Source organism: Frisingicoccus sp. (assembly GCF_048388605.1).
GTDB lineage: Bacteria > Bacillota > Clostridia > Lachnospirales > Lachnospiraceae > Frisingicoccus.
Window position 1 is genome coordinate 88,972 of record NZ_DBGCTU010000039.1, and the last position, 25,864, is coordinate 114,835.

Below are 25,864 nucleotides of genomic sequence, written 5' to 3' on the forward strand. Positions count from 1 at the left end.
CTTTATTCTATTTTCTCTTCAAGTCATTTTACTCGTCTAAATTCAGGTGCATTAATGTATCTTTAAATATACGTTCATCCATCAATTTGATATCGTCTATAATCGGGATGAATTCCATTTTATCCAAAATATCTTTCTGAAGGTCAACGCCCGGAGCGATCTCAATGAGCTTTAATCCTTCCGGAACTCTTTTAAATACTGCTCTTTCTGTAATGTAATAAGCCGGTTGACCGGTTTCCATGCCATATTCCCCCGAATATGTGATCTGCTCCACCGCCTTTTTAAATTTGATTCCCGGAGCATCCTCAAGGATATGGAGTTCACCGTTTTTAATTTCATATTTTATCTTTCCGGCTGTAAAAGTTCCGCAGAAACCCACTGCCTTTGCATTTTGGGTAATATTGATAAAACCTCCCGGCCCGACAACACGACCGCCAAACTTCGAAACATTGACATTGCCTTTTTCATCAACTTCTGCCAGTCCAAGGAAGGCCATATCTAAACCGCCGCCGTCATAAAAATCAAAATTATCCGGCTGTTTCATAATTGCTTCCGGATTCACCGTTCCACCAATGCCGACACCACCGGTCGGAACACCGCCAAGAACTCCGGATTCGATAGACAGAGTAATCTGATCAGAAATCCCTTCCTCACCGGCTACTGCCGCAACCGCATCCGGCACTCCGATTCCAAGATTCACCACATTTCCTTTCTTCATCAGCATGGCACCCCGGCGCCCGCAGATTTTACGTAAATTTAATTCCATAGGCTTGATTGCTTTTACCGGTATCCGGATTTCTCCGGTAAGCTCCGGCCGATATCCCGGTTCCAGGAAAGACTGCCAATGATGCTCCGGTTTGGACTCGACAATATAATCCACAAAAATGGAAGGGATTTTAATATCCTTCACCGGTAAAACGCCTTTGCTGACCAGTTTTTCTACCTGGAAGATAACAATGCCTCCGTTATTTTTTGTCGCCATTGCCATTTCCAGCTGATCGCCATGAACGGCCTCTTTAACAAGAGATATATTCCCATCCTCATCCGCATATGTACCGCGAAGGAAACAAATATCTAATGGGACAGCCTTATAAAACAAATATTCCTTGCCATCGAGTTCAATCAATTCGACAACTTCGTGTCCCGAATCAATTGCCGCCTGATTTCCTTTACAGCCCTCGACTCTCGGATCCGCATAAGTTTTAAGTCCCACATGCGTGATCAAGCCCGGCTTCTTTCCTGCCGCAGCTCTCAATAAATGACTGCATACCCCCTGCGGAATAATAAAACATTCCGCCTTATTATCTGCACAAAGTTTCCGAAATCGCGGTGCCAGTCCCACATGTCCGCAGACCGCACGTTTGACAAGTCCTTCATACCCCAAATGACTTAATCCTTTGTCTCCGCTGTCTCCGATACCCGGAGAAAAAAATACACTTAAGTCTTTAGGCTCTTTCTTTTCAATATATCTGTTTTCAATGGCGATCAACAGTTCCTCGGGCGTACCAAATCCCACGAAACCGCCGACGCCTACAGACATTTTATCCTGCAGCATGGCCGCTGCAGCTTCCGCTGTGATCAATTTAACCATTCGTTTCACATCTCCTTTCTGAATAAGATAACTCCCAGGTTCAGCGGCAACACATTTCAGGGTGCGACTATATATTATTTATTTCATCTATCAGTAAAGCTTGTTGCTGTGTTTATGCCCCTGTCCCCCGGGAGTTTTCCTTTTATCTTAACAGCCAATTATAAAGGGAAAGGGTTAACGCCCATCATAATCGCTCCGCCAAGAATCAATACTGTTAATGCACAATAAATAAGCATCGGAACCACATTCGAACGGATCAGCCTTCCTTCGGCCCCAATGGTTCCGCAGGTTGTACAGGCCGCAACAATATTATTCACACAAGTCATATTACCCATAGCGCCGCCGGACACCTGCATTGCAATAATCAAAAGTTCCGGCAATGCCAAAATAGTTGCCGTCTCATACTGCAGCGAAGAAAACAATGTCGTTGATACTGTTGCCGAACCTGAAATAAATGCACCGAGAACACCGATCAAAGGAGCTACTACAATATATCCTTTACCAACAAGAGCTGCCAGGCCTCTGGCCATCTCGATCAGCATACTGTTTAATCCACTTGCATTTACATTTGAAAAACGGAATAACTGTACCATAGCGATGCCGAATAACAGAGCGATCGCCGCGCCACTGACCATTCTGCCCGTTTCCTTCCAGGCCGCTTTCACCTGTTCACCCTTCATTTTATGTAACGGAATGATCAACAGGGCAACTATTGTAAACGGCAGGATTCCCGGACTCCATGCCCATTTGAATGTCCAATCCACACCGGATACACCAAGAATATTTTTAATACTTATGGCCCATGGAAGCGTTCCGACATTCATGACACTCTGAAGAGCAACACGTGTAATCACAAGCACAATGGCTATAACCCCATAAGGAATCCATGCCATAATTGGCGACATGGTAGCCTCGCCCTTCATCGTTTCATCTTCCTGCACTTCGGCCACCGATTTCCAATAAGGTTCCCATTCGGATGCGGCACGGAATTCAAATCGGTTTTTCGGAATAAGAATTCCTTTCCGTGCCATAAAAATCGTACCGAGCATACCAATCGGTGCTGCCAGAAGGGACGGCAGATCAGTTCCCAAGAAAGTAGCGATCAACACATATGGAATATCAAAAATCAGTGCAGCCACGATAATGAACGGCAAACATTCAACCGCCGGCTTAATGGATTTTGTTTTCCCATAAATCTTGCACATCATAGCCATGGCTACAAAAATGATGATCGGGGCAATGATGGCATTGGGTATGGCCACCCATTTTGCCAACACAAGCTTAAATGCCTCCGGGTCCGCACCTCTGTCCGAAATCATTCCGGAAATAAGATTCATTGCCGTATTTGGCGGCAGACCTACGGCACCAAAATTAACAGGAACACTATTGTAGATCAAGGCAACCATCGCCGCACATAATGGCGGGAAGCCCAGGCTTATCAGAAGCGGAGCCGCCAGAGCTGCCGGAGTCCCGTAACCGGCAGCACCTTCAATAAATGCCCCGAACATAAATCCGATAATAACTGCCTGAATTCTTGGGTCATCACTGATTGTCGTAAACATATTATTGATAACCTTCATTGCGCCGGAATGTTTTAAAGTATTCATAATAAGGATCGCACCGAAGATAACGGCCAATGTGTCCAGAGAATTTAAAAATCCGGAAACTGTATAAGCGCCTACGGTAAGTATATCCATTTTCCATACCGCCAACGAAAGAATGGCTGTGATCAGCCACGCCAGAGGCAGCGCCCGCTTCGCCGGCCAATTAAAACCGGCCATCACAATAACTGTAAAAATAATTGGTATAAAAGCAATAAGTGCATACATATGTAAATCCTCCCCTCAATACATATTTAATTACGGATTTACAGAATTTCAGCGAATGTCTGCACCCGGGTTTTTACCTGTTCAAAAGCGGTAGATTCCTGATCGATCTCGATAAAGAGACTGCGAATTCCCTCCGGCTCAAATTCCTGAAGAAGAATCGGATAATCAAATTCCTCCGGATCACAGAACTTCATCATACAGACAATCACTGCATCTGCATCGTATTTTTTTACGGCATCAATAATAATTTTTCCTTTTGGCTTAAATTCATCAGTCGCAAGGGAACAACCATCAAAGTTATTCCAAGCCTTGGCCAGCGCCATCAACGGATCTGCGTCCTGCGGAACATCCTGCCGGAACTGACGTGATTCCTGTGCCAGATCATCAGCCACAATCGCAAAACCATTTTCCTCAAAAATGTCCAATACTTCATATGGTTCCGCCATAATGCCGGTAACTATAATCTTCTTTCCTTTGAATTCCGGCTTCGGTTCAGCTTTAACTGCCTCAATTAATTCTTTAAGCAACGCCGTATGTCTGGATTTTTCCATAAACCACCGGGCTTTGATTACCGCATGCCGTTCAGACGGCTTAATTCTTCCCGCATAATCAGCGGCAAGGTCGCAGAAATCACGACAAACCTGACGGTTTTCATTATAAATATCGATACTTCGCTGTAAATCTCTTGTTGTAATCGTCACACCGAGAATATTTTCAAGCTTCTCTTTAACAATGGCATACTCCTCACGACAAAATACATTTGCCACCGCGTATGCATCCTTTCGGTTCTGAGGATGGGTGAATACGATTGCCGGCGCCTTTCCCTGCCATTTTTGACTCATACACTTCAATGTGTCACAAGGTACGGAAAAAATAACGGCTTCCAAATCATCATAAACCCCTTCCGCCATAAGTTCTGTAACCGACTGCATGATGGAGCATGCAAAAGGCGGCCAATATGTACGGGCTTTAGAGATTGTTTTCTTCTGCGTTCCCCACATTCCCATAGGTAAATAGCCTGCTGCATGTACGATTTCCTCCGGGCAATATACCGGCATAATACCTACAGCACCCTTTCCGGTTTCTTTTTTATAATCTTCCATAGCTTTTTTCGGATTATCTGCTATTGCTCTGAATTCTCTGATAATATCATCAACTGCTCTCATCTTTCATTCCTCCCTCTACTGATTTTTCTGGCTGTTCATCATTTCAGATAACGCCTGCATACGCGTCTCAAACTGGGCCGGTGCAAATACACGAGGGTCGGTTTGGTCACCATCAAAGCTTACAAACGGAGCCTTTTTCTTTGTATTAATAAACTCAGCGCCCTCACCATTCAGGAAAGCCATAATCTTGCAGCTTCGATTTGTGTGGAGAATAATACCGTCACTCTTGGAATTATCCACAACTTTGTAAAATTCCTCATATCGATGCGGCGCTCCGCAATTCAAATAAACCTTAGAATAGGTTTCAGCCATAGACATCATATCACCAGGAATATATTCAAAATCCCACATTCCCGGATAAGCGGAACCGGTCATCAAAGCGCCCTCATTTTTAAGGCCCTTAAATGTTGTCCCCAGATACGGCCACACGGCGATACCTTCCCATGTGACACGATTTTTTTCATTTTCGGCCGCGCCAAACGCATATTTTCCATTCTTATCATTCTCTTCCAATTCATCTGCGAATTTTTTCAGAACAATCTCCGAATATTTTTTTGAACGACATGTCACCGGCATTGCCATATAATTAAATAAATCAAAACCATTTAATGGCGACGGCTTTCTGAAAGCATAGGAGGCGACACGATTCCACTGATAAATCGAACGCTGTGTCTGAACCTGGGCTGCCAGGAATTTATCATAATCAAACTGCCGTCCGCAAATTTTTTCGAGTTTTGCGATCACTGACTGAAATTGGCCGACCATATATTCCTTATTATGTCTTGGAACCGGCATGGTATGATTAAACGGTGCATCGATAATGATACACGGAATATCCAGTTCACGCGCCAGATTTTCATACCACTTAAGCAAGGTATTGCAAATATTATTGCAGGTGAGAACAAAATCCGGCAGCGGTACTCTGGCTGCCTTAGAGTTTGCCAGTTTTTCAGAAGTGACACCGGTCAATGCCTCCTGTTTGAGCATTTCCATATAACCGATATTGGTTCGCGCATAGGAACAAATATCGATGTTGTAACCTTTCTGATCCGCGATTTCCAGACAGTCCATAGAAGAACGTCTTGCACCGCAGCCAGCCGAATGGGTTTCCGGATAAACCATTGAAACGTCCATAGCTTCGCAAAATTCGGAAGGACATAATGCCGCTGACCAGCAAACCAACCTTCCCTCGCTATGGGCATTTCTGGCTTCCTCATCCAGCTTTTCCTGATAATATGCCAATAACTCCTTAGCACTTGCTTCATTAATATTAATTTCCATCTTCTTACCCTCTTTCTACAAAAATAGTGCCTGTCTCCTACTGTATCAGCAGTTCATAGGCTAAAAGTGCCGCGCCCAGTGCTCCGGTAATCTGCGGATTCGGAGCCACTGTAATCTTCTGCTGCAATTCTTTTTCGATGGCATCCACAACCCCTGCATCCTGGGCCACGCCGCCGCACATGATCACATCGTCATTCACACCCACACGATACACAAGGGAGCACGCTTTACTTGCAATGGATTGATGAACTCCGGCAATAATATTTTCTTTGGACACACCCTTTGATAACTGGGAAATAACTTCAGACTCCGCAAATACAGTACAGGTACTGCTCACTGAAGCCCATTTATCCGCTTTAAAATGAGCATCCCCCATGTCCGTTAAAGGAATCTCCAAAACTCTTGCCATGACATCCAAAAAACGACCGGTTCCTGCAGCACATTTATCATTCATGACAAACTTCATAATATTACCTTTGGCATCCAGCTGAATAGCTTTGGCATCCTGACCGCCGATATCGATAATCGTCCGGGCCTTCGGAAGCAAATAATAAATCCCTTTTGCATGACAGGTGATCTCACTGATTTGTTTATCGGCATTTTCTACAGAAAATCGTCCATATCCGGTTGCCACGGTAAAATCGATATCCTGAGGTTCTATATCAATATTTCTGAAAAGTTCTTCCATAACACGGCCCGGTCCTGAAGTTCCGGTGCCCGCCTGAATGACCGCGGATGCCGTCATCTCAGCGCCATCCCTCAAAATGACTGCCTTGCTGGATGCGGAACCAATGTCAATTCCCAAAGTTAACATCCGGCTTCCTCCTTATATTGTCTGATTGCCGCAACTAATTTTGGAAGTATTGTATTGACGTTTCCAACAATTCCAAGATCTGCCACATCAAAAATCGGAGCCGTTTCATTTTTGTTAATCGCCACGATATATTCCGCGCCTTCCATACCTGCCACATGCTGGATAGCACCGGAAATACCGCAGGCCAGATATAAATCCGGGCGAACAGTCTTTCCTGTCTGTCCAACCTGACATTCGTGGTCGATCCATCCCGAATCCACAGCGCTTCTTGATGCGGAAATTGCCCCATCAAAAACTTCTGCCAACGGTTTCAGCAATTCATAGAAATTCTCTGCATTCCCCATGCCGCGTCCGCCGGAAACAAGGATTTTAGCTTCTGTTATATCCGCAATCTGACGTTCCTCTTTCAAAACTTCCAGAAGTTCCACTGTCTGGTCTGCTTCGCTGAATCCGATACTCATGGATTCAATCTTTCCCTGACGCTGCATATCTGCATCCAATGCTTTCATAACTCCCGGACGGACGGTAGCCATCTGCGGCCGATGTTCTTCGCAGACAATTGTTGCCATAATATTTCCGCCAAAAGCCGGACGGGTCATCAACAGATTTTTACTCTCCTCATCAATCGCCAATCCTGTACAATCGGCTGTCAGGCCTGTATGGATTCTTGCAGAAACCCTAGGTGCCAAATCCCGGCCAATCGCCGTTGCGCCAAAAAGAAAAATCTCCGGCTCTTTCTCCCGAATAACAGTTGCTACTGCTTTGGCATAGGGTTCTGTTGTATACTCTGCAAGCATGGCGTGTTCAATCACGATGACACCGTCTGCTCCGGCCTTTACCAAATCCTTGGCCTTTTCTTTAATTTCATTTCCGAGAAGCACTGCAATCACTTTTTGATTCAAAGTATCTGCCAGTTCCCGACCTTTTCCAATTAATTCCAGAGCAACCTTCTGAATGTTTCCATCTCTCTGCTCTGCAAATACATAAATATCTTTACTCATCAGACTTTCAATCCTCTCTGCATTAAATCAAATGTTTTTCTGCTAATTTTTTAACAATTAATGCTACAGCTTCATCATCGGAACCCTTAAATTTTTCGCCGGCACCCTTAGCCTGCTTCGTAAAGGATTTCCGTACCTTTGTCGGCGAACCTTTAAGTCCGATATTCGCTACATCCACCGTATCCTTTAATTCTTCCAGTCCCCAGACCTTAATCTCTTTGGAATAAGCTTTATAAACGCCTTTAATCGTCATATATCTCGGTGTATTCAATTCACTCAATGCTGTTAAAAGAGCCGGCATCTTTACCTTCAGCATATGACTCCTGTCTTCAAATTTGCGTTTTACGATCAAAGCTTCCCCATCAACCTGAATATCTTCCACATAACTTACCTGAGGAATTCCAAGATGTTCTGCAATCTGAGGGCCAACCTGGGCTGTATCCCCGTCAATTGCCTGACGGCCGGTGATAATCAGGTCATAATCCAGTTTCTTTAAGGCTGCGGCGATGGTTGACGAGGTTGCCCATGTATCTGCGCCGCCAAAGGCCCGATCACTGATAAGAATGGCATCATCCGCACCCATAGCCAATGCTTCTCTCAGTGCCACATCTGCCTGAGGAGGTCCCATTGATACAATCGTAACTGTTCCTCCAACTTTCTCCTTTAACTTTAATGCCGCCTCGATTCCCGCTTTATCATCCGGATTGATAATGCTTGGCACACCGTCTCGGATCAGCGTATTTGTTACCGGATCAAGCCGGACTTCCGTCGTATCCGGTACCTGTTTTACACACACAACAATTTTCATTCTCAAAATCCTTTCTTTTAAATTTTTTCTCGAGTATCTGTGTCCTCATTGTTGCATTTTTTGACTATGAATACAAATATCCTTTTTTCTGAAAAATATAACTTAGAGTTCCTTGCTTTTCCAACAAACTTCGTCATATAATTAACTTTATAAATGAAACCTTGCATTTATCTTAGGGGGAATTTTCATGGATATACGAGAAATGCGTTATTTTGTAGAATTGGCAAAAACAAAAAATATGACTAAGGCTGCTCAAAATCTATATATTTCACAACCGGCTCTGCATAAAGCATTGCGAAAAGTAGAGGCTGAACTAGACACAATGCTTTTTTACAGGCATGGAAATGAATTTTTGCCGACAGATACTGGTGCCATTTTACTGGAAAATTCCAAATCCATTTTGAACCTGGTTGCTCAAATGGAGGATTCCATCGCTGCAACAAAAAATTTAAAACAGGGAAAAGTCCATCTGGGTTTCCCTACAGTTGTTGGAAACCTGTATCTCCCGGATCTGCTCATTAAATTCCAACAAATACATCCAAACATCGCTTTATATACCACGGAAGCCGGCGGTGCGGCTCTGGCCCGTATGGTTACTGACGGAGAAATAGATATGGCTATTATTATGCGCCCGGTCCACTCTGACGCTCTAAATGAGATACCTATCATAAAAAATCAGATGGTTGCCTGTGTCAATAAATCCCATCCCTGGGCTACCCGAAATTCAGTAACAATACATGATTTCAAAGATGTCCCTTTTGTCACCTTTAACGAAAACTTTAACATTCATACCCAACTGATAGAACGTTTTCGTGCCGAAAATATTCATCCAAACTTTGCCCTGACAAGTTCGAGCAGTCAATTTTTATACAAATATGCCACCCTTTCAAACAGTATTCTCATTCTTCCTATTCCGATGATTGAACTGTATTGTAAGGATGACCCGATAAAAATGATTCCTTTCAGTCCAACTTTTCCGTGGGAACTATGCCTTATATTCCGTAAAAATGTTTTCCTGTCTACAGCCTCCAAAGCACTGATTAATTTCATTCAGGAGTACATTTTTCAAAATAAGCCGGATCCATACTATCACTTTTAGTTATTTATTTAATCACTTTTTGTTATCATGAATAGTAAATATATCCATATTTCTTTTCATAATTTGGTGATTTTTTGACATGTTTTTATCGTCTTTTATTTTCTTTATAACGCAAAAATCCCCGTAACATAACAAATTACGGGGATTTTATTGTCCTATTTATTTTTTATTTAAACACAAAAAGAGCCTGCGCCTTCAGGAATAAAAATTCCAAATTCTAAGCGCGGCCCCTCTTTTCGCTCTGCATACTGTCTACTTTTTTCTTAATATTGTTCTAAAAATTCTGCCATAGTAACAATCTCCGGCATATCCACATCCAAAACCAGAAAGTCCTTATCCCCAGTTATGAATACATCAATCCCTTCCATAATTGCTGTTGCCAGTATTGGAGAATCCTTTGTATCCCGCATTTCCGGAAACTCATTCAAATCCAGTACTTTCGGTGTGTAAACCAACTCAAAAGGCAGCTCCAAAAAAAAGCGGTCAAGAAATCTCCTTTTTACCGGAAACTTCCGGTCTGTGACAAGCCGCAGTTCCTCAATCACATAATCGCAGATTACAATCTGATGGCTGTCTGTCAGTTTCCTTGCAAGTTCCCTGGTCTGCACAGATGGAAAGAAAATCATAGATACAAAAATGTTGGTATCCAGCATTACTCGCAAACTAATACCCCCTTACTTCTTTCCGAATTTCTTTCATATAATCCTGCATTTCCTCCTCGGTCTGAAAACCTGCTCTCTTTGCTTCTCCGGCAAAGACATCCTCCGCCCTTTTAAATGCCAACATTGCGGAATTTTCAAAATAGAACCTGCCGTTTTCTTCTAAAATAACAATTTTATCCCCTGCTTTCAAATTCAACTTATTCCTCACAGATACAGGAATAGTAATCTGCCCTTTACTGGAAATCTTTGCTACCTCCATGTTTCATCATCCTTTCAAAACCGCTTGGTTTTCTTTACTTTCTTTACATCTTTATTATACGCAATAAAACATATAATATCAATCCCTTTCAATAATTATCCCTGCAATTGTTTTCACTAATTACAGTCGGCAGATCATTATATATTCTTCCTCATTTTCATCACCAACCTCAAAACCTGCTTTTCGATACATATTCACCGCATAATTTGCTTTCTGTACAGATAAGGATGCCTGCCTGTATCCTTTATCTTTTAAAAGCTGCAGCATCGCTCTCATAAGCGCCGTGCCAATGCCTAAATGCCTGTATTCTTCATGCAGCGCCATGGCAAATGAAGGTGTTTCGGCATCTATATGCCCATAGTCATCCATAATACGCACCCATACTGCGCCCACAATCCTCTCTTCCACTTCCGCCACAAGGCACCAATCATCTGCTTTTCCAAAATCTGTAATATATACTTGCAGCTCAGGCTGTTCAATAATAGACTTTGGCGGCTTTTCCATTCCCTCCGGAATAAATATTGCTTCATACAAAAAATCAGCTAATATCGGATACTCACTTTCTCTGATTTCCCGGATTTTATAATTCATTTTTTATTCCTCCTGGCATATAATCATATTTGGATTATATTCCTTCATTTTATTGAAAAAACCCTCTTTATCCATGACAGATATCATTACCGCCGACTTATTCTTATATTTTACTTCAATTCTGTCAAGAGATGCGGCCAGAGAAGACGAAGCATCCCTTGTCGTGGAAATCGAAAGGATATCGCTGTATGGGATTTTCTTCTTTATAAAACCAAAAACAATAAGCAGTGCTTCATCCTGAAGTTCCACATAATTATGCAGGACAATGGAAAGACAAAATAATTCCACCACAAGAAATACCGCCAAAGTAGTGATCAGAGCAGCAGCATTTGGCTCTACACAGGCGCTGACAATAATGAGCGGTATAAGAAATGCCGCAACGCCTATAATGATTGCATAAAACCACCATGATACTTTTCCCTCAAATCTCATAACAACCGCCCCTCTATCTTCATTAATTCTATTGGTACAGCAATTCCATATTTATAGATTTCACAGTAAAACCATATTTTAGATACATTTCGTATGCCGCTTTATTTTTTGAATTGACCTGTAACTCAATGCCATCACAGTGTTTTTCCTCTTTAATCTGCTTCACTTTTTCAAAAAACAAATGCCCGACTCCCAAGCCCCGATAGTCTTCATGTACCGCCATGCTGTCAATAAAAATCACATCCCTTGTAACATGCGATGGTGTTTCGATGTGCTGAAATATTATTTCCATAATTCCAACGACAATCTCACCTGCTTCCGCGACAAAAAATGTATCGCCTTCCACAATTTTTGCAAATACATCTTCGGGGATCATGCTGTTATTCGGTTTATATATATCCGGCCTCCAATGGACGTGCATCTGCTGCACTTGATTCATTATTTTAATAACGGATTCATAATCTTTCATCTCTGCATTTCTAACTGTAAAATTCATATTCTTCTCCTCTTTTTCTCCGTTGATCCCATTGATGTTTCTTTGAATATCTTCATTGTACCACACCTCTTATGCCGCTGAACAGTTTTCATACAAAAAAATGAAGGCTCTGCGATTGGTGCAAATCACAGAGTCTCCATATATTATAAAGGAAGGCTTTATTGTTATTTTAATATGTATAGAATCCTCGTCCGGCTTTTTTCCCAAGCCATCCGGCTTTCACGTACTGTCTGAGCAGCGGGCAAGGACGGTATTTACAGTCTGCATATCCTTCATACATAACTTCCATGATCGCAAGCACTGTGTCCAGTCCAATAAAATCTGCCAACTGCAAAGGCCCCATCGGATGATTCATTCCAAGCTTCATTACCGTATCTATATCTTCAACAGAGGCAACGCCTTCATAGAGACAGTAAATCGCTTCGTTGATCATCATCTGCAATACACGGTTGGAAACAAATCCCGGAACATCCCTTACCTCCACCGGTGTTTTGTTTAATTTTAATGTTAAGGCTTTGATCGCTTCATAGGTTTCATCCGATGTTGCAATTCCCCGGATAATTTCCACAAGCTTCATCACCGGCACCGGATTCATAAAGTGCATTCCGATCACCTTTTCCGGCCGTTTTGTCACCGCCGCGATTTCCGTAATCGGCAGTGAGGATGTGTTTGTTGCCAGTATGCAATCCGGTTTACACACTTCGTCTAATTTCCGGAATGTATTGCTCTTGATTTCCATATTTTCCACGATTGCTTCAATCACAATATCACAATCTTTGGCGTCCTCCAAAGAATCGGAAGGGATAAGTCTCGCCATTGTTTCTTTTTTCTGCGTATCATCCAGCCGTCCTTTGGCAATATCTTTACTGAGAAGTTTATCAATAAACTCTAAACGGCTGTTGACAATCTGCAGATTAATATCATTTAAATATGTTTCAATACCGGCTGCCGCCATAACCTGTGCAATTCCGCCGCCCATCTGACCGGCGCCGATAACCATCGCTTTTTTCACGCTCATTTCCTCTTCCTCCTATTCAACTTCAACCCAAACCGCATCGCCCTGGGCCATGCCGGAACAGATCGCCGCAACGCCGCTCTTCTTGCCGGAACGTTTTAATTCATAAATCAGTGTCATTAAGATTCTGGCCCCTGTGGCTCCGATCGGATGTCCGACAGCCACTGCGCCGCCATTGACATTGACTTTTTCATCCATTTCCTGTTCACTCATTCCAAGAATACCGAGGCAGCTTACCAGCGGAACGGCCGCAAAGGCTTCATTGATTTCCATCAGATCGAAATCTTTTATCGTCAGATGATTTTTCTCCATTAAGTTCTGAATAGCCAATCCCGGAACTGTCGCGATATATCTGGACTCTCTGGATGCCTGAGCATAACCTTTGATGGATGCAAGAATCGGAGCTCCAAACTCTTCTGCCTTCTCGCGGCTCATAAGAACAATGGCGGAAGCGCCGTCATTTGTTCCCGGGGCATTTCCTGCGGTTACCGTGCCGTCCTTTACAAATAATGACGGAAGTTTTGAAAGACCCTCCATAGTTGTGCTCGGACGAGGTGCTTCATCTTTTTCTACAACGGTTACCTTTCCTTTCGGGCCCGGAACCTCTACCGCAAAACGCTCATCATCAAATTTTCCCTGGCGTTCGCCTTCATCCCATAATTTCTGGCTTCGATATGCCCACGCATCCTGCATTTCCCGTGTCACATTATATTCCGCCGCAACCTGTCCGCCGATCACTGCCATGTGAACATCATTTTCCGGGCACCATAAGCCGTCCAGCACCATGGCGTCTTTCGCTTTCACATCATTCATCCGGGCGCCCCACCGCATATTTTCAAGCACGTACGGGATATTACTCATGCTCTCCATACCGCCGGCCACAATAATATCCGCATCGCCGGCTTTGATCATCTGAGCTCCCAAAGTCACCGCTTTTAAAGCTGAGCCGCAAACCTTATTAATAGTTACAACCGGTACTTCATGAGGAATTCCGCCTTTAATGGATGCCTGACGTCCCGGAATCTGGCCCTGTCCGGCCGGAACAACCATGCCATAAACGACTTCATCGACCTGTTTCCCTTCGATTCCCGCACGCTGCAATGCTTCTTTGATCGCAAGTCCGCCAAGATCTGTTGCCTTTAAAGTTTTTAATGCGCCGCCCATTTTTCCAAAAGGCGTCCGCGCCGCGCTGACGATAACTACTTCTTTCATTCTCTTTTCCTCCTCAGAATCATATAACCCTTTATCAAATTAACCCTTACTTTTTTACCGATTCGAATCTGGCCTGTTGTGATTTGATTCTCTCACAACTTTCTATAAGAAGCAATTACCGGGTTTTCCCCGCTTTTTCTACATCAAATTCATTATTTTTTATCCTGTCCGTTTATTTATTTTGTAAAAAAAGTAAAACTTTTGGCTCCCTAATTTGCTTCTCCGATGGAATTCCGGAAAATCGGGCTCAAAATGTCTTTTTTTGCCTGAATTTATCCAAAAATTTTTATGATTTTTCTTCCGGGAAAACAAAAAATATTTGACCAAAAGTTTATAGTTATTTATCAAATATTGAACACCCATGATATAATATATTTAACAGAAGGTATAATTCAAAGGAGGAAAACTTATGGAATTGAGGGAATTAAATTACATTACAGCAATCGGAAAAACCCGTCATATGACCCATGCTGCAAATGAACTCTATATTTCACAGCCTGCGCTGTACAAAAGTCTGCGCAAAATCGAAGCGGAATTCGGAACGTCCCTGTTCTACCGCAAAGGAAATGAACTGGTGCCCACGGATACAGGTGAAATCGTACTCCAAAAGGCCGGTGAGATTTCTGCTTTGATCGCCCAGATGAATGACTCCGTGGCGGCAACCAAGCATTTAAAACAGGGAAAAGTCAGTATTGGTTTTCCTTCAATTGTCGGAACAATGTATCTTCCAAACCTTTTAATCCAATTTCAGCAAAAATATCCCGGTATTTCCCTGCACACTGTCGAGGCCGGTGGAAATGCCCTGGCTGAAATGGTCATCTCCGGCGATGTTGATATGGCGATCATTATGCGGCCCGTTTATTCCGATCTTTTGAACGAAATCCCGCTGATCAAAAATCAGATTGTTGCCGGTATTAAACCATCCCATCCCTGGAGCAGCAAAAACTTTGTAACTATTAAAGATTTTGAGGAAACATCCTTTATCACCTTTGACAAAACATTCAATGTGCGCGCTCAGCTCGATGAACATTTTCGTGCCAATAACGTACACCCGAACATCGCTTTTGAAGGCGCCAGCTGCCAGTTTTTGTTTGAGCTGGCTGATCTATCCGAAAAAATCATTGTTCTTCCAAAACCAATGATTGAATTTTATGCCAAAGAAGAGGTGAAAACTCTGCCTTTTAAGCCCGCTTTTCCATGGGAACTTTCATTGATATTCCAGAAAAATTCATTTCTGTCCACGGCAAGCAAAGCTTTAATTAATCATATTCAGGAATATGTTTTTACAAACTTTGAATAAATTTTTACATAAAATCAGGGCCCCCGGCAACAACCGCCCGAGGGCCCTGAAAAAATCAAAGAAGAATCAAATTAGAACATTTAAACTATTTCCCGATAAAAGGCTTTGGCGGCCGCTTCTCAAGAAATGCGTGCATTGCTTCCTGCTGGTCCTCAGTTCCATAAAGCTGCGCAAAAAGCGCTGCTTCAATCTGAAGTCCTCTCTGAAGATCACATTCAATTCCATCCGTCACGGCAATCTTTAAATATTTCATTGCCAGCGGACCCCAGTGGGCAATTTTCTCTGCCATTTCCATGGCATCCTTCATCAATTCCTCCGGTTCTGACACTTCATCTACCAGTCCGATTCGATAAGCTTCCTCTGCTGAAACCTTATCCCCCGTGAACATCAACTGTTTTGCCTTCGATACAGGTATAAGCCGAGGCAGTCTCTGAGTGCCGCCCCATCCCGGGATAACAGCCAGAGAAATCTCCGGAGAACCTAAATAAGCTTTTTTAGACGCAATACGTATATCGCAGGCTAATGCAAATTCTAATCCGCCGCCCAAAGCATAACCATTGATGGCTGCAATAACCGGTGTCCGGAAATGTTCTATCGTGTCGAGCACCTCCGCACAGTTTCTGCTGAATTTATAACCTGTAATAACTCTTGTCTCCGACTCCTCATTGATGTCCCCGCCCGCACAAAAGGCCCGGCCTTCACCTGTGAGGATCAGACAGCGAATATTTTCATCTTCATTGATCTCCGACAACAACTGACGCATTTCATTCACTGTTTCCGTATTCATTGCATTCAAAGCCGCCGGACGATTCAGGGTAATAATACCAATGTTTCCGTTTTGACCTGTAACCTCATATTTAATACCTTTCATAAAAAAAACTCCTTCCCAACTGTTTTCGGATATCCTTGTCTATATTTTGTCATATGGATTTTAAACAGGCAATCATCCATATTTATGTGCTTTTTCAACTTTCTATTTATTCCCATCTCTTACATTTTGGGACAAAAAAACTAAGGCTCAACAGATGATTCCATCCGAGAGCCTTAGAAAATTCAACATTTTGTTTTTTATTTACTTATCGGCAAACTCACAGATAATCCGGGCAAACTCAGGAAGTTTTGCCTCGTGCGGCGTATTATGGGTACAGCCTTCCATCGGGTAGGCCACCGCATCCGGGATATGCTCGCAGAGGTATTCACCGGCGCCATACTCATAAACTGACCCCGGAACTGTATATACAATCGCCGTTGGAACCACGATATCCTTCAGCATACCGCGGAAATCCGCCTCTCCCATACTTTTCCAGTATTCTCTATAGGCTGCCCACTTCTCCTTCGGAATATAGGCAACCGTATCCCCGGTAAGTCCGGGTACACCATAAGAAGCTGCATACTCATCTATTTTCTTTTTCATTTCCTCCGTAAAAATAAAATCTCTCGGCTCATCTGCCGTATGTGGGAAAACAGACTGATACAGAAAATATAGATTAAATTTCATATAATCCGTTTTCATCAGTTCAAGATCGATCTGATACTGCTCCGCCGTATAATGCCCCTGAAGAAGACCATGCTTCCACGTTTCATCATTAATGAGTCTTGGCGTCATATCTCCGATCATCACTTTTGCCAGATGTGCGCAGCCAAATTGTTCTATATATGAAAAGACAACATGTCCACCCATAGAATATCCAAGCATAATAATATCATCAAGTCCGAGATATTCGATCAATTCCTTGATGTCCCGTGCCGCCTGAGCTGTTCCCAACTCTCCTGTAGCCGGTGTTCCTTTATGTACTCCGTCAAAAGGAGCAAAACCTCTATGCGTGATGGAAATACAGCGAAACTTATCCTTCAATACAGAAAACAACATACCTGGAAAATCCGCACCGGCGCCGTATCCCGGAACATAAAAAAATGTCTTTCCTGTTCCTCCCATATCTACATACTCTACTTCCGTCCCATCGGATACTTTAAAATACTTAAAATAATCTCCCATAGCCTTCTCCTCATTTCTTTTTTATTTTATTTTGTCATATATCCTTTAAACAGGCAATCATCCGAATTTATGCACTTTTTCAATTTGAAGTTTAACCGCCAAAATCAAATCATAAAAAATATGTTATAATATAAACAAATATATGTATTGGGGGAAATTCTATGGAACTAAGAGAGTTAAAATATATTGCCTCGATCGGCAAAAAGCAGAATATGGCCCAGGCTGCTCAGGAATTGTACATTTCACAGCAGGCTCTATATAAATCCCTGCGTAAAATAGAGGATGAACTTGGGACAACACTATTCTACCGCAGGGAAAATGAACTTCTCCCCACAGATACAGGGCAGATCGTATTGGAAAAATCCACAAAAATTTTTAAATATATTAATCAGATGCACGATGAAATCGCTGCCACAAAGAATCTGGAACAAGGAAAAGTATGTATCGGTCTGCCATCCGTCGTTGCATCAATGTATATGCCGGAACCGCTTATCCAATTTCAGAAAAAATACCCAAATATATCTCTGCGCACCGTTGAAACCGGCGGAAATGCTCTGGCCGGAATGGTAACTGCCGGAACCATCGATATGGCCATTATTATGCGGCCCGTCTACATGGATACTCTGAATGAACTGCCCCTGATCCGAAATCAGGTGGCTGCAGGGATCAGTCCGTCCCATCCATGGGCCAAGCGAAGCTTCATCACCATTAAAGACCTTGAAAATACACCATTTATCACCTTTGATGAAACCTTTAATATGCGGGCCCAATTAACGGAACGATTTAATGCGGAACATATCTATCCGAAGATTGCTTTTGAAGGCGCAAACTGTCAGTTTTTGTCTGACTTGTCCGCTCTATCCGACAATATTCTTGTGCTTCCAAGGCCGATTATCGAGTATTATGCCCGGGAACCGGTGGTCACCCTCCCGTTCAAACCTGCTTTTATATGGGAACTGACTCTCGTATATCCAAAAAACACTTTTCTTTCAACTGCCAGCAAAGCGTTGATTCGTCATATTCAAGAATACTTTTCGCTTTTTGATTGATAAGCGTTCCACTTTTAGTTTGCAAAAATAAAGACGAAATCTGAAAAATCCCATCAGTTTTCGTCTTTTTATCTTTCGTATTTTCATAAAACTATTCCTCTTCTGACGGATAAAGCAAGCGGTAAAGTTCCGCCTCATCTGCCTCCGGGTGGCACCTTATCATATCGGCTATCTTTTCAACACTGTCTTCCGTTTCGCCCATAAATTGTGCAATATCTGACACAGACACACCTTTAGACAAGTTTCTCTTCACAAGAGAAATTGTACGAATGCACATTCCTTCGGAAAATCCTTCCTCCCGCGCTTCTTCCTTATCATAAATTCTTTCTTCCCAGGCCTGCATATATCTCACCCCGACTTGCTCGTTTGTCCGAACCTTACACACCCGTTTATGTATCCGATGCTCTTTTTCACTGTCATTTTGTTCCAACAGGGGGATATCACGCCCCAAAATGATACTTAGGACATCCTGATGGGTTTGAGCATCATCCATGACTTCATCGAATAAAAAACGATTTGTCAGATTCAATTGTGTTAACGGTATCAATGGTTGCTTCATAAGCATTTCCTCCTATATTTTACCATATTGGAATTAAAAATCAATTGTTGAAAATTACTCAGAATCAAGTACTTGAATATTAAAATGCGGCCGGACAGGCCAAAAGATTTTACACAGGTCAGCCGGAGTGGCTTTCCGGATATATTTATATCTTATCATCAAAAAAAACAATTTACAATCATCATCCATCGACAAATTTCGCCCAAAAAATCCCGACAAAAATTTTACATGTATAACAGAGATATAAAAACTCAAGCTGCCGCTCCATGAATTTTCATTCATTCAAGCGGCAGCTTTTCGTCTGCTTTTATTTATACAATTGTATAGCGTCCGTCTTTCCGCTTTGGCACTCTGGCTTCTTTGGCCGGATAACCGAGGGTGATCAGGGCAACCAGCGGCCCTTTTCCCGGTGCAAAGATATCCCGAAGTTCATTCCCCACTTCAGCTTCCACCGGCGCCGTCAGCCAGCATGTTCCGAGGCCCTTATCCCGGGCTGCCAGCAAAATATTTTCCAGGGCAGCGCCGATACTCAGATTGATCATATCCGCCGTATTTTCATAATCCGGTTTCAATTGGAATGCAAGAATATAAACCGGCGCGCCGCCAAGTTTTCTTATAAACTGGGTCGTCTCATCGACAACCGCCGGAGCGTTGGCAAAACGGGCCTTCAGGGAGGGCTCAATCTTCGCCGAAACCCGCTCCATAACCTCGCCGAGCATCTCCAGCTTCTCTTTGCTCTGAATAGCCACTAAATACCATGGCTGCAGATTAACTCCCGATGGTGCCCATGTCCCCGCTTCCAGAATTTCTTTTAAATCCCCCGGATCTACCGGCGTATCGAGATAAGACCGAATACTCCGGCGAGTTAAAATAGTTTCATAGGTGTTCATAAAACCCCTCCTTTTTTGATATAAGGTCTATCGCCAAACAAAGGTTTTCACGCATGTCGCTCTTCTGCGCTGTTAAGCGCTCTTGCAAATTCTCTTGCATGACTTTCCTTTGTTTCATCCATAAAAGCTTCCTTCAGATTTCTCTGTCTCTCCGCCAACATCCCCACATAGGTCAAACCACAATGTTTGCAATAGCGCTTCATCATCTCTTCATAGAGGTCAGCTCCCTTCTCCACGGGATAACCGCAAGTCGTAAGCAATGCAAGCCGCTTTCCTTTAAACAGAGCGGGACCATGGGGATCATCCCCATAATATTTACAGGAGGCATAAATTGCCCTGTCGATCACCGCTTTCACCGGCGCAGGCGCAGACCAGGCATAAACAGGCGCTGCAATAATGATTAAATCCGCCGCTTCCATAGATTTTAAAATCGGCTGCATATCATCGGAAATGACACAACTGACTTTCTCAGCGTCTTTCTGACATCCAAGACATGCTCTGCATCCGGCAATTTCTTTCTCATAGACATCAAAATAATCGACGGAAACACCATTTTTATGAAGTTCATCCATAAAAGGCGCCAGCAAAGCTGCCGTGTTCCCTTTTTTTCGCGGACTTCCATAAATAATCGCAGCCCTCATAGGATACCTCCCCATTCTACTTTTAATTAATATTCTTTCAACAAATGGTTTGCAATAACCACACGCTGAATCTCATTGGTTCCCTCAAAAATCTGATAAATTTTCGCATCGCGCATCAGCTTTTCAACCGGATACTCCCGGCTGTAGCCGTAACCGCCGAAAATCTGGATGGCTTCGGATGTTACTTTCATTGCCACATCGCCGCCGTAGGCTTTGGCAATGGCCGATTCTTTACCGTAAGGCAGGCCCTTTTCCATCAGAGTACAGGCGTGAGCCACCATCTGACGGGCTGTCTCGATCTGAATCTCCATATCTGCCAGTTTAAATGCGATCGCCTGATTGCTGACGATCGGCTTGCCAAACTGAATACGTTCTTTACCATAGGCAATCGCCTCTTCCATAGCTCTCTGGGCGATTCCCACAGCCATACAGCCAATAAATGTACGGCTGACGTCCAGCGTCTGCATAGCGATCTTAAAGCCTTCTCCTTCTTTACCGAGAAGGTTTTCCGCAGGTATGCGGCAATCATCAAAAACAAGGTCGCAAGTCCGGGAACCCCGAATACCCATTTTATCCTCATGCTTTCCGTATGTAAAACCAGGGGTGCCGTCCTCCACAAGAAATGCACTCATTCCTTTAACGCCTTTGCTCTTATCCGTCATGGCTGTCACTACATAAATTCCGGCCACTCCGCCATTGGTAATGAAGCATTTCCGGCCATTTAAAATATAGCTGTCACCGTCTTTTTTAGCGGTTGTCCGACCGGCGCTCGCATCGGAACCGGCCTGCGGCTCAGTCAGAGCAAAACCGGTAAAATGCCCGGATACAATGGTATCGCAGAATTTCTTTTTCTGAGCTTCCGTTCCTGCAAGAAATACCGATTTTAATCCAATATTACTTACAGAAAATGTCAGTGCAAAACCGGCGTCTGCCTTTGCCATCTCCTCAAGGATTGCCGCTATGGACAACTTGTCCAGTCCAAGGCCGCCATACTCTTCCGGCACATCCAGCATATGGAGCTGCATTTCCATTGCCTTATCATAAATCTCCTTTGGCCACTCGCCGGTGCGGTCATACTCTTTAGACTGCTCTTTTACTTCGTTATCGCAGAACTCGCTAACTGCTTCAATCAATTCCTGTGTTTCTTCTGAACATAAATATGCCATATTAATCTCTCCCTTTCACTTCTATTGTGCTACATATTCATATAAAAAACAATGATACTTTTTTCAACTTTTTTTCAACCTTTGGTTTATAGTTTTTGGACTTTGCGGAAAAATGGGAGGCCTCACAGTCGGTGCAAACCATGAGGCCTCCGCATATTATAAAGGAAGTTTTTGATTTCCGCTCTCGCGGAATATGAATTTATTAATGGATTTTTAATCTATCTAAGAAATTTTATAATTTCTTTGTTGCCATGATCTTGGCCTGACCATCGACAACAACTGTACCGTCCTGAATCGCAACAACGGTTTTCATAGTAAGAATCTTATGTTTTTCGTCCATATCGATAATTTCTGCTGTTGCAGTAATTGTATCACCAACATGAACCGGTGCAGTAAACTTCAGATTCTGTTCCAGGAAAATGGCGTCTGCTCCCGGCAGGGCCATGCCCAATACGGTAGAAATAAAGGAGGCTGTTAACATACCGTGGGCAATCTGTCCGCCGAAACGTGTTGTTTTTGCATATTCCGCATTCACATGTACCGGATTAAAGTCTCCGATAATTCCTGCGAAATTGTAAATATCCGCGCCTAAAATTGTCTTGCTGAAGCTGGCTTTCTGCCCAACAGACAATTCAGAGATCGCATAACCGCTCATATTAATGCTGTTTGGATCTAACATACTCATATAATCACCTGTTCCTATTCTTCAATGGTAAGATGCATTAACGCATCGGTAAAGATTTTTTCGTCCATAATTTTAACTTCTTCATCCATGATCGGTGTGAATTCCATCTTATCCAGAATATCTTTCTGCAGATCAACACCCGGTGCGATCTCAAGAAGTTTCATGCCGCCAGGAACCAGTTTAAATAATGCACGTTCAGTGATATAATATACGGTCTGACCGGTTTCTACGCCGTATTCTCCGGAATATGTAATCTGTTCTACCGCTTTCTTAAATTTGATATTCGGTGCATCTTCGATGATATTCAGTTTACCGTCTTTGATCTCCCATTTCATCTTGCCGGCTGTAAATGTTCCGCAGAAGCCTACAACCTTTGCATTCTGTGTGATATTGATAAATCCGCCAGGGCCGACCATACGTCCGCCGAATTTGGATACGTTAACATTACCTTTTTCATCGACTTCAGCCAATCCGAGGAAGGCCATATCAAGACCGCCGCCATCGTAGAAATCAAAGGTATCCGGCTGTTTTACAATAGATTCCGGATTCACTGTACCGCCGATTCCAAGGCCGCCGGTCGGAACACCGCCGAGAACGCCGGACTCGATGGACAATGTAATCTGGTCTGCAACGCCTTCTTCACCGGCTACGGCTGCAATAGCTTCAGCAACGCCGATACCAAGGTTAACAACGGCACCCTTCTTTAAGAGCATAGCGCCGCGGCGTCCGCAGATCTTACGTGGATTCAACGGCATAGGCTCGATGGCATCCAATGGAATATAAATCTCGCCTGTGAGCTCCGGACGATAATCCGGTCCCATGAAGGACTGGCAGTGATTTTCCGGTTTTGCTTCAATCACATAATCTACCATAAAGGACGGAATCTTAATATCTTTTACAGGTAAAGTACCCTTCTGTACCATCTTTTCAACCTGAACAACAACAATACCGCCGCTGTTTCTTGTAGCCATTGCCATTTCAAGCTGATCGCCGTGAAGACCTTCTTTAACCATAGAAACATTTCCGGCTTCATCAGCATAGGTGCCGCGGATAAAGCAGATATCCAGCGGAACAGATTTATAGAAAAGATAATCTTTTCCATCCACCTGGATCAACTGAACAACTTCATGTCCGGACTGACGTGCTGCTTCATTTCCTTTACAAGCCTCAACACGAGGGTCTGCATAGGTTTTTAAGCCGACATGGGTGATAAGGCCAGGTTTCTTTCCTGCAGTTGCTCTTAAAATATGGCTGCATACGCCCTGAGGAAGGATAAAGCATTCCACTTTATTTTCCACACAAAGTTTTCCGAGCATTGGAGCAAGTCCTACATGGGCACAAATAAGACGTTTGATCATGCCTTCATGTCCCATGTGATTCATACCGCGGGTTGCGCTGTCGCCGATACCTGCGCCATGGAAGACAGTCAGATTCTTTGGCTCCCCAGTTTCCAGATATCTCTTTTCAATAGCGATCAGGGCTTCTTCCGGTGTTCCGAATCCAACGAAACCGCCCATACCAACAGACATGCCATCTTTAATCAAAGATGCCGCAAATTCAGGTGTTACTAATTTACTCATTATACAAAACCTCCTATTTTTACAGCGGGCCTGTATAAAACGGCCCGCTTATTTGATCAATATTTCCTTACGGAAGTGCCGGGAATAACTGGAACAATACAATTGCCAGTGCACATGCGATAAACGGCAGAACAACCGTCAGCCAGAATAATGGCATATACGCATCCTTATGGGTCTCACCGCAAAGGTTCAAAAGTGTTACAATATAACCATTGTGAGGTACAGAATCCAATGCGCCGGAAGCAATCGAAGCAACACGGTGAAGGGCTGCCGGTGCTACACCCATTTCCACATAAGTCGGTCCAACCAACGGGATGGCAATACCCAAACCACCGGAAGCAGAACCTGTCAAACCACAGATAACTGTGACAGCAATTGCTGCGCCAACCAACGCCGGGCCAGGAATACTCAGCATAGCATCCAGAATTGTCTGGAATAACGGAATCGCTTTAACAACAGAACCAAAACCAACAACGGCACTTGTATTGGCGATCGCGCCAATAGCAGATGTTGCGCCGCCTGCAAATGTTCCTGCGATCATCGTTGGTTTATAGGTCTTATTTAATAAAACAACACCGATAACGATACTGATAAAGATAGCAACAGCGGCCGGAACCTTCAAAGCGTTCATAAGAATGATAGTTACGATCAATGGGACAAAGGAAAGTCCAACGTTTGGCATTTCATCTTCGCTCAACTGAGTAGTTTCTTCTCCCTCTTTAGCCACAAAATGATTTCCCTTTGCAACCTCTTTTTTAATCATCTGATTCAGCCAGATATAACCGACAATAAACATGAAGATACCTGCAATAATACCGATCACCGCACCGGACATTGTTGTTGTTCCCAATGTCTGGGTTGGAATGATATTCTGAATCTGCGGTGTACCAGGACAGGTCATCGCAAATGTGATCGAACCAAAACCAATCGTTGCCGGAAGCATATTTCTCGGCAAATCTGCTTCTTTAAATAAGCTGATGGCAATCGGGAAAATAGTAAAGCCAACAACGAATACGCTGACACCGCCGTAGCAAAGTACGAAACAGCTGAGTACAACGGCAAGAACGGCCTTGGATGCCCCGAGTTTCTTAACAATCCAGTTGGCAATTGCATCTGCCGCATGGCTGTCATTCATAAACTTACCAAACAACGCGCCTGCCAGGAATACCAAAAAGTTTGCTGTAATGAAACTTGAGAATCCAGGCATATAATTTTCTGTCAACACGGTCCAAACGTTCATTCCGCTTGTTGCTGCAAGAATAATTGAGCAAATCAATGCAATGGCGAGAACGTGAATCCCTTTCATCGCCAGGAACACTAAAAGGAACATGGCGATAATCAGCCCAATAACACTTAATACATTCATCTTCTATTTCTCCTTTGATTTTTTCTCCCTTAAATCCTCTGAAATATCCCCCTGAATAATCTGATTATTTCACACCGATAGCTCTGGAGATAACCATCTTCTGAGCCTCCGAAGTTCCCTCATAGATCTCTGTGATCTTCGCGTCACGCATCATACGTTCCATCGGATACTCTCTTGTGTAGCCGTAACCGCCCGAAAGCTGTACACATTCGCGGGTTACCAGGTTGGCTACATCCGAATTGTAAAGCTTCGCCATAGCCGCTTCCTTGCCAAACGGAAGTCCGGCGTCCTTCAGCATCGCGCAGCGCCATACGAGCATACGGCCGGCGTCCACCTTTGTCTGAAGCTCTGCCAGTTTAAACTGGGTGTTCTGGAA

Annotated in this window: 27 protein-coding genes; 3 read left to right on the forward strand and 24 right to left on the reverse strand. The window is 43.4% G+C overall.

Annotation, left to right across the window (positions count from 1 at the left end; translation table 11 throughout):
- Window positions 1-28: 28 nt before the first annotated feature.
- The 7 genes from ACMN7X_RS10480 to ACMN7X_RS10510 form a co-directional block, all read right to left on the reverse strand.
- Window positions 29-1,591: an acyl CoA:acetate/3-ketoacid CoA transferase gene (locus ACMN7X_RS10480; RefSeq protein WP_418747418.1), complete on the reverse strand. Its 1,563-nt coding sequence runs from the start codon at window positions 1,589-1,591 to the stop codon at window positions 29-31.
- A 158-nt stretch (window positions 1,592-1,749) separates the two neighbouring features.
- Window positions 1,750-3,420, reverse strand: a complete 1,671-nt coding sequence (locus ACMN7X_RS10485; RefSeq protein ID WP_418747419.1) for an L-lactate permease — start codon at window positions 3,418-3,420, stop codon at window positions 1,750-1,752.
- A gap of 38 nt (window positions 3,421-3,458) precedes the next feature.
- Complete coding sequence (locus ACMN7X_RS10490) at window positions 3,459-4,586, reverse strand: 2-hydroxyacyl-CoA dehydratase subunit D (RefSeq protein ID WP_418747420.1); 1,128 nt, start codon at window positions 4,584-4,586, stop codon at window positions 3,459-3,461.
- Window positions 4,587-4,601: 15 nt separating this feature from the next.
- The gene (locus tag ACMN7X_RS10495; protein ID WP_418747421.1) at window positions 4,602-5,867 is read right to left on the reverse strand and encodes a 2-hydroxyacyl-CoA dehydratase subunit D; all 1,266 of its coding nucleotides are present in this window, start codon (window positions 5,865-5,867) and stop codon (window positions 4,602-4,604) included.
- A gap of 37 nt (window positions 5,868-5,904) precedes the next feature.
- Complete coding sequence (locus tag ACMN7X_RS10500; protein ID WP_418747422.1) at window positions 5,905-6,681, reverse strand: acyl-CoA dehydratase activase; 777 nt, start codon at window positions 6,679-6,681, stop codon at window positions 5,905-5,907.
- Entirely contained in the window at window positions 6,675-7,682 is a 1,008-nt protein-coding gene (locus ACMN7X_RS10505) for an electron transfer flavoprotein subunit alpha/FixB family protein (protein ID WP_418747423.1), read from the reverse strand. The genes ACMN7X_RS10500 and ACMN7X_RS10505 overlap by 7 nt, the downstream gene beginning before the upstream one ends.
- Window positions 7,683-7,704: 22 nt before the next feature.
- Complete coding sequence (locus ACMN7X_RS10510; RefSeq protein ID WP_418747424.1) at window positions 7,705-8,490, reverse strand: electron transfer flavoprotein subunit beta; 786 nt, start codon at window positions 8,488-8,490, stop codon at window positions 7,705-7,707.
- A 187-nt stretch (window positions 8,491-8,677) separates the two neighbouring features.
- Here ACMN7X_RS10510 and ACMN7X_RS10515 point away from each other — a divergent pair, with 187 nt between their 5' ends.
- On the forward strand, window positions 8,678-9,589 hold the full coding sequence (locus ACMN7X_RS10515; RefSeq protein WP_418747425.1) for a LysR family transcriptional regulator: 912 nt from the start codon (window positions 8,678-8,680) through the stop codon (window positions 9,587-9,589).
- A 263-nt stretch (window positions 9,590-9,852) separates the two neighbouring features.
- On the opposite strand, the gene ACMN7X_RS10520 is transcribed toward ACMN7X_RS10515, so the two are convergent.
- The 7 genes from ACMN7X_RS10520 to ACMN7X_RS10550 all read right to left on the reverse strand — a co-directional run bounded on the left by ACMN7X_RS10520 (window position 9,853) and on the right by ACMN7X_RS10550 (window position 14,256).
- Window positions 9,853-10,242, reverse strand: coding sequence for a putative toxin-antitoxin system toxin component, PIN family (locus tag ACMN7X_RS10520; protein WP_418747444.1), 390 nt, complete (start codon window positions 10,240-10,242; stop codon window positions 9,853-9,855).
- A gap of 10 nt (window positions 10,243-10,252) precedes the next feature.
- Window positions 10,253-10,510, reverse strand: coding sequence for an AbrB/MazE/SpoVT family DNA-binding domain-containing protein (locus tag ACMN7X_RS10525; protein WP_418462492.1), 258 nt, complete (start codon window positions 10,508-10,510; stop codon window positions 10,253-10,255).
- Between the two features lie 120 nt (window positions 10,511-10,630).
- Window positions 10,631-11,101 carry an N-acetyltransferase family protein gene (locus ACMN7X_RS10530; RefSeq protein WP_418747426.1) on the reverse strand — a complete coding sequence of 157 codons (471 nt, stop codon included), beginning with the start codon at window positions 11,099-11,101 and terminating at the stop codon, window positions 10,631-10,633.
- A 3-nt stretch (window positions 11,102-11,104) separates the two neighbouring features.
- Complete coding sequence (locus ACMN7X_RS10535) at window positions 11,105-11,533, reverse strand: PH domain-containing protein (protein WP_418747427.1); 429 nt, start codon at window positions 11,531-11,533, stop codon at window positions 11,105-11,107.
- Window positions 11,534-11,561: 28 nt separating this feature from the next.
- On the reverse strand, window positions 11,562-12,029 hold the full coding sequence (locus tag ACMN7X_RS10540) for a GNAT family N-acetyltransferase (RefSeq protein ID WP_418747428.1): 468 nt from the start codon (window positions 12,027-12,029) through the stop codon (window positions 11,562-11,564).
- A gap of 169 nt (window positions 12,030-12,198) precedes the next feature.
- Window positions 12,199-13,047: a 3-hydroxybutyryl-CoA dehydrogenase gene (locus tag ACMN7X_RS10545; protein ID WP_418747429.1), complete on the reverse strand. Its 849-nt coding sequence runs from the start codon at window positions 13,045-13,047 to the stop codon at window positions 12,199-12,201.
- 12 nt (window positions 13,048-13,059) lie between these two features.
- Entirely contained in the window at window positions 13,060-14,256 is a 1,197-nt protein-coding gene (locus ACMN7X_RS10550) for an acetyl-CoA C-acetyltransferase (RefSeq protein ID WP_418747430.1), read from the reverse strand.
- Window positions 14,257-14,665: 409 nt separating this feature from the next.
- Between ACMN7X_RS10550 and ACMN7X_RS10555 the strand changes: the two genes are divergently transcribed.
- A complete protein-coding gene (locus ACMN7X_RS10555) occupies window positions 14,666-15,556 on the forward strand; it encodes a LysR family transcriptional regulator (RefSeq protein WP_418747431.1) in 891 nt (296 codons plus the stop codon).
- An 85-nt stretch (window positions 15,557-15,641) separates the two neighbouring features.
- Here ACMN7X_RS10555 and ACMN7X_RS10560 read toward each other — a convergent pair whose 3' ends face one another.
- Window positions 15,642-16,427 carry an enoyl-CoA hydratase/isomerase family protein gene (locus ACMN7X_RS10560; protein WP_418747432.1) on the reverse strand — a complete coding sequence of 262 codons (786 nt, stop codon included), beginning with the start codon at window positions 16,425-16,427 and terminating at the stop codon, window positions 15,642-15,644.
- A 201-nt stretch (window positions 16,428-16,628) separates the two neighbouring features.
- Window positions 16,629-17,552 carry an alpha/beta fold hydrolase gene (locus ACMN7X_RS10565; RefSeq protein ID WP_418747433.1) on the reverse strand — a complete coding sequence of 308 codons (924 nt, stop codon included), beginning with the start codon at window positions 17,550-17,552 and terminating at the stop codon, window positions 16,629-16,631.
- 161 nt (window positions 17,553-17,713) lie between these two features.
- Here ACMN7X_RS10565 and ACMN7X_RS10570 point away from each other — a divergent pair, with 161 nt between their 5' ends.
- Window positions 17,714-18,601 (forward strand): LysR family transcriptional regulator, encoded by an 888-nt coding sequence (locus ACMN7X_RS10570; protein WP_418747434.1) that lies wholly within the window; start codon window positions 17,714-17,716, stop codon window positions 18,599-18,601.
- A gap of 91 nt (window positions 18,602-18,692) precedes the next feature.
- Here the strand turns inward: ACMN7X_RS10570 and ACMN7X_RS10575 are convergent, their stop codons facing one another.
- From ACMN7X_RS10575 to ACMN7X_RS10610, 8 genes are all read right to left on the reverse strand, one after another.
- Complete coding sequence (locus ACMN7X_RS10575; RefSeq protein ID WP_418747435.1) at window positions 18,693-19,160, reverse strand: hypothetical protein; 468 nt, start codon at window positions 19,158-19,160, stop codon at window positions 18,693-18,695.
- 311 nt (window positions 19,161-19,471) lie between these two features.
- Entirely contained in the window at window positions 19,472-20,050 is a 579-nt protein-coding gene (locus ACMN7X_RS10580; protein ID WP_418747436.1) for a nitroreductase family protein, read from the reverse strand.
- Window positions 20,051-20,097: 47 nt separating this feature from the next.
- A complete protein-coding gene (locus tag ACMN7X_RS10585; RefSeq protein ID WP_418747437.1) occupies window positions 20,098-20,691 on the reverse strand; it encodes a flavodoxin family protein in 594 nt (197 codons plus the stop codon).
- 26 nt (window positions 20,692-20,717) lie between these two features.
- On the reverse strand, window positions 20,718-21,857 hold the full coding sequence (locus ACMN7X_RS10590; RefSeq protein ID WP_418747438.1) for an acyl-CoA dehydrogenase family protein: 1,140 nt from the start codon (window positions 21,855-21,857) through the stop codon (window positions 20,718-20,720).
- Window positions 21,858-22,089: 232 nt separating this feature from the next.
- Complete coding sequence (locus tag ACMN7X_RS10595) at window positions 22,090-22,542, reverse strand: MaoC family dehydratase (RefSeq protein WP_418747439.1); 453 nt, start codon at window positions 22,540-22,542, stop codon at window positions 22,090-22,092.
- A gap of 14 nt (window positions 22,543-22,556) precedes the next feature.
- Entirely contained in the window at window positions 22,557-24,122 is a 1,566-nt protein-coding gene (locus ACMN7X_RS10600; protein ID WP_418747440.1) for an acyl CoA:acetate/3-ketoacid CoA transferase, read from the reverse strand.
- A 67-nt stretch (window positions 24,123-24,189) separates the two neighbouring features.
- Window positions 24,190-25,488 carry a GntP family permease gene (locus ACMN7X_RS10605; RefSeq protein ID WP_418747441.1) on the reverse strand — a complete coding sequence of 433 codons (1,299 nt, stop codon included), beginning with the start codon at window positions 25,486-25,488 and terminating at the stop codon, window positions 24,190-24,192.
- Between the two features lie 64 nt (window positions 25,489-25,552).
- Window positions 25,553-25,864 (reverse strand): acyl-CoA dehydrogenase family protein (locus ACMN7X_RS10610; protein ID WP_418745874.1); only part of this gene is annotated, 312 nt, incomplete at its 5' end.

Coding starts and splice junctions, on each gene's coding strand:
- ACMN7X_RS10605 (WP_418747441.1), bottom strand. CDS start 25,488: ATGAATGTATTAAGTGTTATTGGGCTGATTATCGCCATGTTCCTTTTA.
- ACMN7X_RS10595 (WP_418747439.1), bottom strand. CDS start 22,542: ATGAGTATGTTAGATCCAAACAGCATTAATATGAGCGGTTATGCGATC.
- ACMN7X_RS10585 (WP_418747437.1), bottom strand. CDS start 20,691: ATGAGGGCTGCGATTATTTATGGAAGTCCGCGAAAAAAAGGGAACACG.
- ACMN7X_RS10560 (WP_418747432.1), bottom strand. CDS start 16,427: ATGAAAGGTATTAAATATGAGGTTACAGGTCAAAACGGAAACATTGGT.
- ACMN7X_RS10570 (WP_418747434.1), top strand. CDS start 17,714: ATGGAACTAAGAGAGTTAAAATATATTGCCTCGATCGGCAAAAAGCAG.
- ACMN7X_RS10580 (WP_418747436.1), bottom strand. CDS start 20,050: ATGAACACCTATGAAACTATTTTAACTCGCCGGAGTATTCGGTCTTAT.
- ACMN7X_RS10565 (WP_418747433.1), bottom strand. CDS start 17,552: ATGGGAGATTATTTTAAGTATTTTAAAGTATCCGATGGGACGGAAGTA.
- ACMN7X_RS10515 (WP_418747425.1), top strand. CDS start 8,678: ATGGATATACGAGAAATGCGTTATTTTGTAGAATTGGCAAAAACAAAA.
- ACMN7X_RS10510 (WP_418747424.1), bottom strand. CDS start 8,490: ATGAAAATTGTTGTGTGTGTAAAACAGGTACCGGATACGACGGAAGTC.
- ACMN7X_RS10550 (WP_418747430.1), bottom strand. CDS start 14,256: ATGAAAGAAGTAGTTATCGTCAGCGCGGCGCGGACGCCTTTTGGAAAA.
- ACMN7X_RS10545 (WP_418747429.1), bottom strand. CDS start 13,047: ATGAGCGTGAAAAAAGCGATGGTTATCGGCGCCGGTCAGATGGGCGGC.
- ACMN7X_RS10555 (WP_418747431.1), top strand. CDS start 14,666: ATGGAATTGAGGGAATTAAATTACATTACAGCAATCGGAAAAACCCGT.
- ACMN7X_RS10520 (WP_418747444.1), bottom strand. CDS start 10,242: ATGCTGGATACCAACATTTTTGTATCTATGATTTTCTTTCCATCTGTG.
- ACMN7X_RS10540 (WP_418747428.1), bottom strand. CDS start 12,029: ATGAATTTTACAGTTAGAAATGCAGAGATGAAAGATTATGAATCCGTT.
- ACMN7X_RS10535 (WP_418747427.1), bottom strand. CDS start 11,533: ATGAGATTTGAGGGAAAAGTATCATGGTGGTTTTATGCAATCATTATA.
- ACMN7X_RS10480 (WP_418747418.1), bottom strand. CDS start 1,591: ATGGTTAAATTGATCACAGCGGAAGCTGCAGCGGCCATGCTGCAGGAT.
- ACMN7X_RS10575 (WP_418747435.1), bottom strand. CDS start 19,160: ATGAAGCAACCATTGATACCGTTAACACAATTGAATCTGACAAATCGT.
- ACMN7X_RS10495 (WP_418747421.1), bottom strand. CDS start 5,867: ATGGAAATTAATATTAATGAAGCAAGTGCTAAGGAGTTATTGGCATAT.
- ACMN7X_RS10505 (WP_418747423.1), bottom strand. CDS start 7,682: ATGAGTAAAGATATTTATGTATTTGCAGAGCAGAGAGATGGAAACATT.
- ACMN7X_RS10530 (WP_418747426.1), bottom strand. CDS start 11,101: ATGAATTATAAAATCCGGGAAATCAGAGAAAGTGAGTATCCGATATTA.
- ACMN7X_RS10525 (WP_418462492.1), bottom strand. CDS start 10,510: ATGGAGGTAGCAAAGATTTCCAGTAAAGGGCAGATTACTATTCCTGTA.
- ACMN7X_RS10490 (WP_418747420.1), bottom strand. CDS start 4,586: ATGAGAGCAGTTGATGATATTATCAGAGAATTCAGAGCAATAGCAGAT.
- ACMN7X_RS10600 (WP_418747440.1), bottom strand. CDS start 24,122: ATGAGTAAATTAGTAACACCTGAATTTGCGGCATCTTTGATTAAAGAT.
- ACMN7X_RS10590 (WP_418747438.1), bottom strand. CDS start 21,857: ATGGCATATTTATGTTCAGAAGAAACACAGGAATTGATTGAAGCAGTT.
- ACMN7X_RS10500 (WP_418747422.1), bottom strand. CDS start 6,681: ATGTTAACTTTGGGAATTGACATTGGTTCCGCATCCAGCAAGGCAGTC.
- ACMN7X_RS10485 (WP_418747419.1), bottom strand. CDS start 3,420: ATGTATGCACTTATTGCTTTTATACCAATTATTTTTACAGTTATTGTG.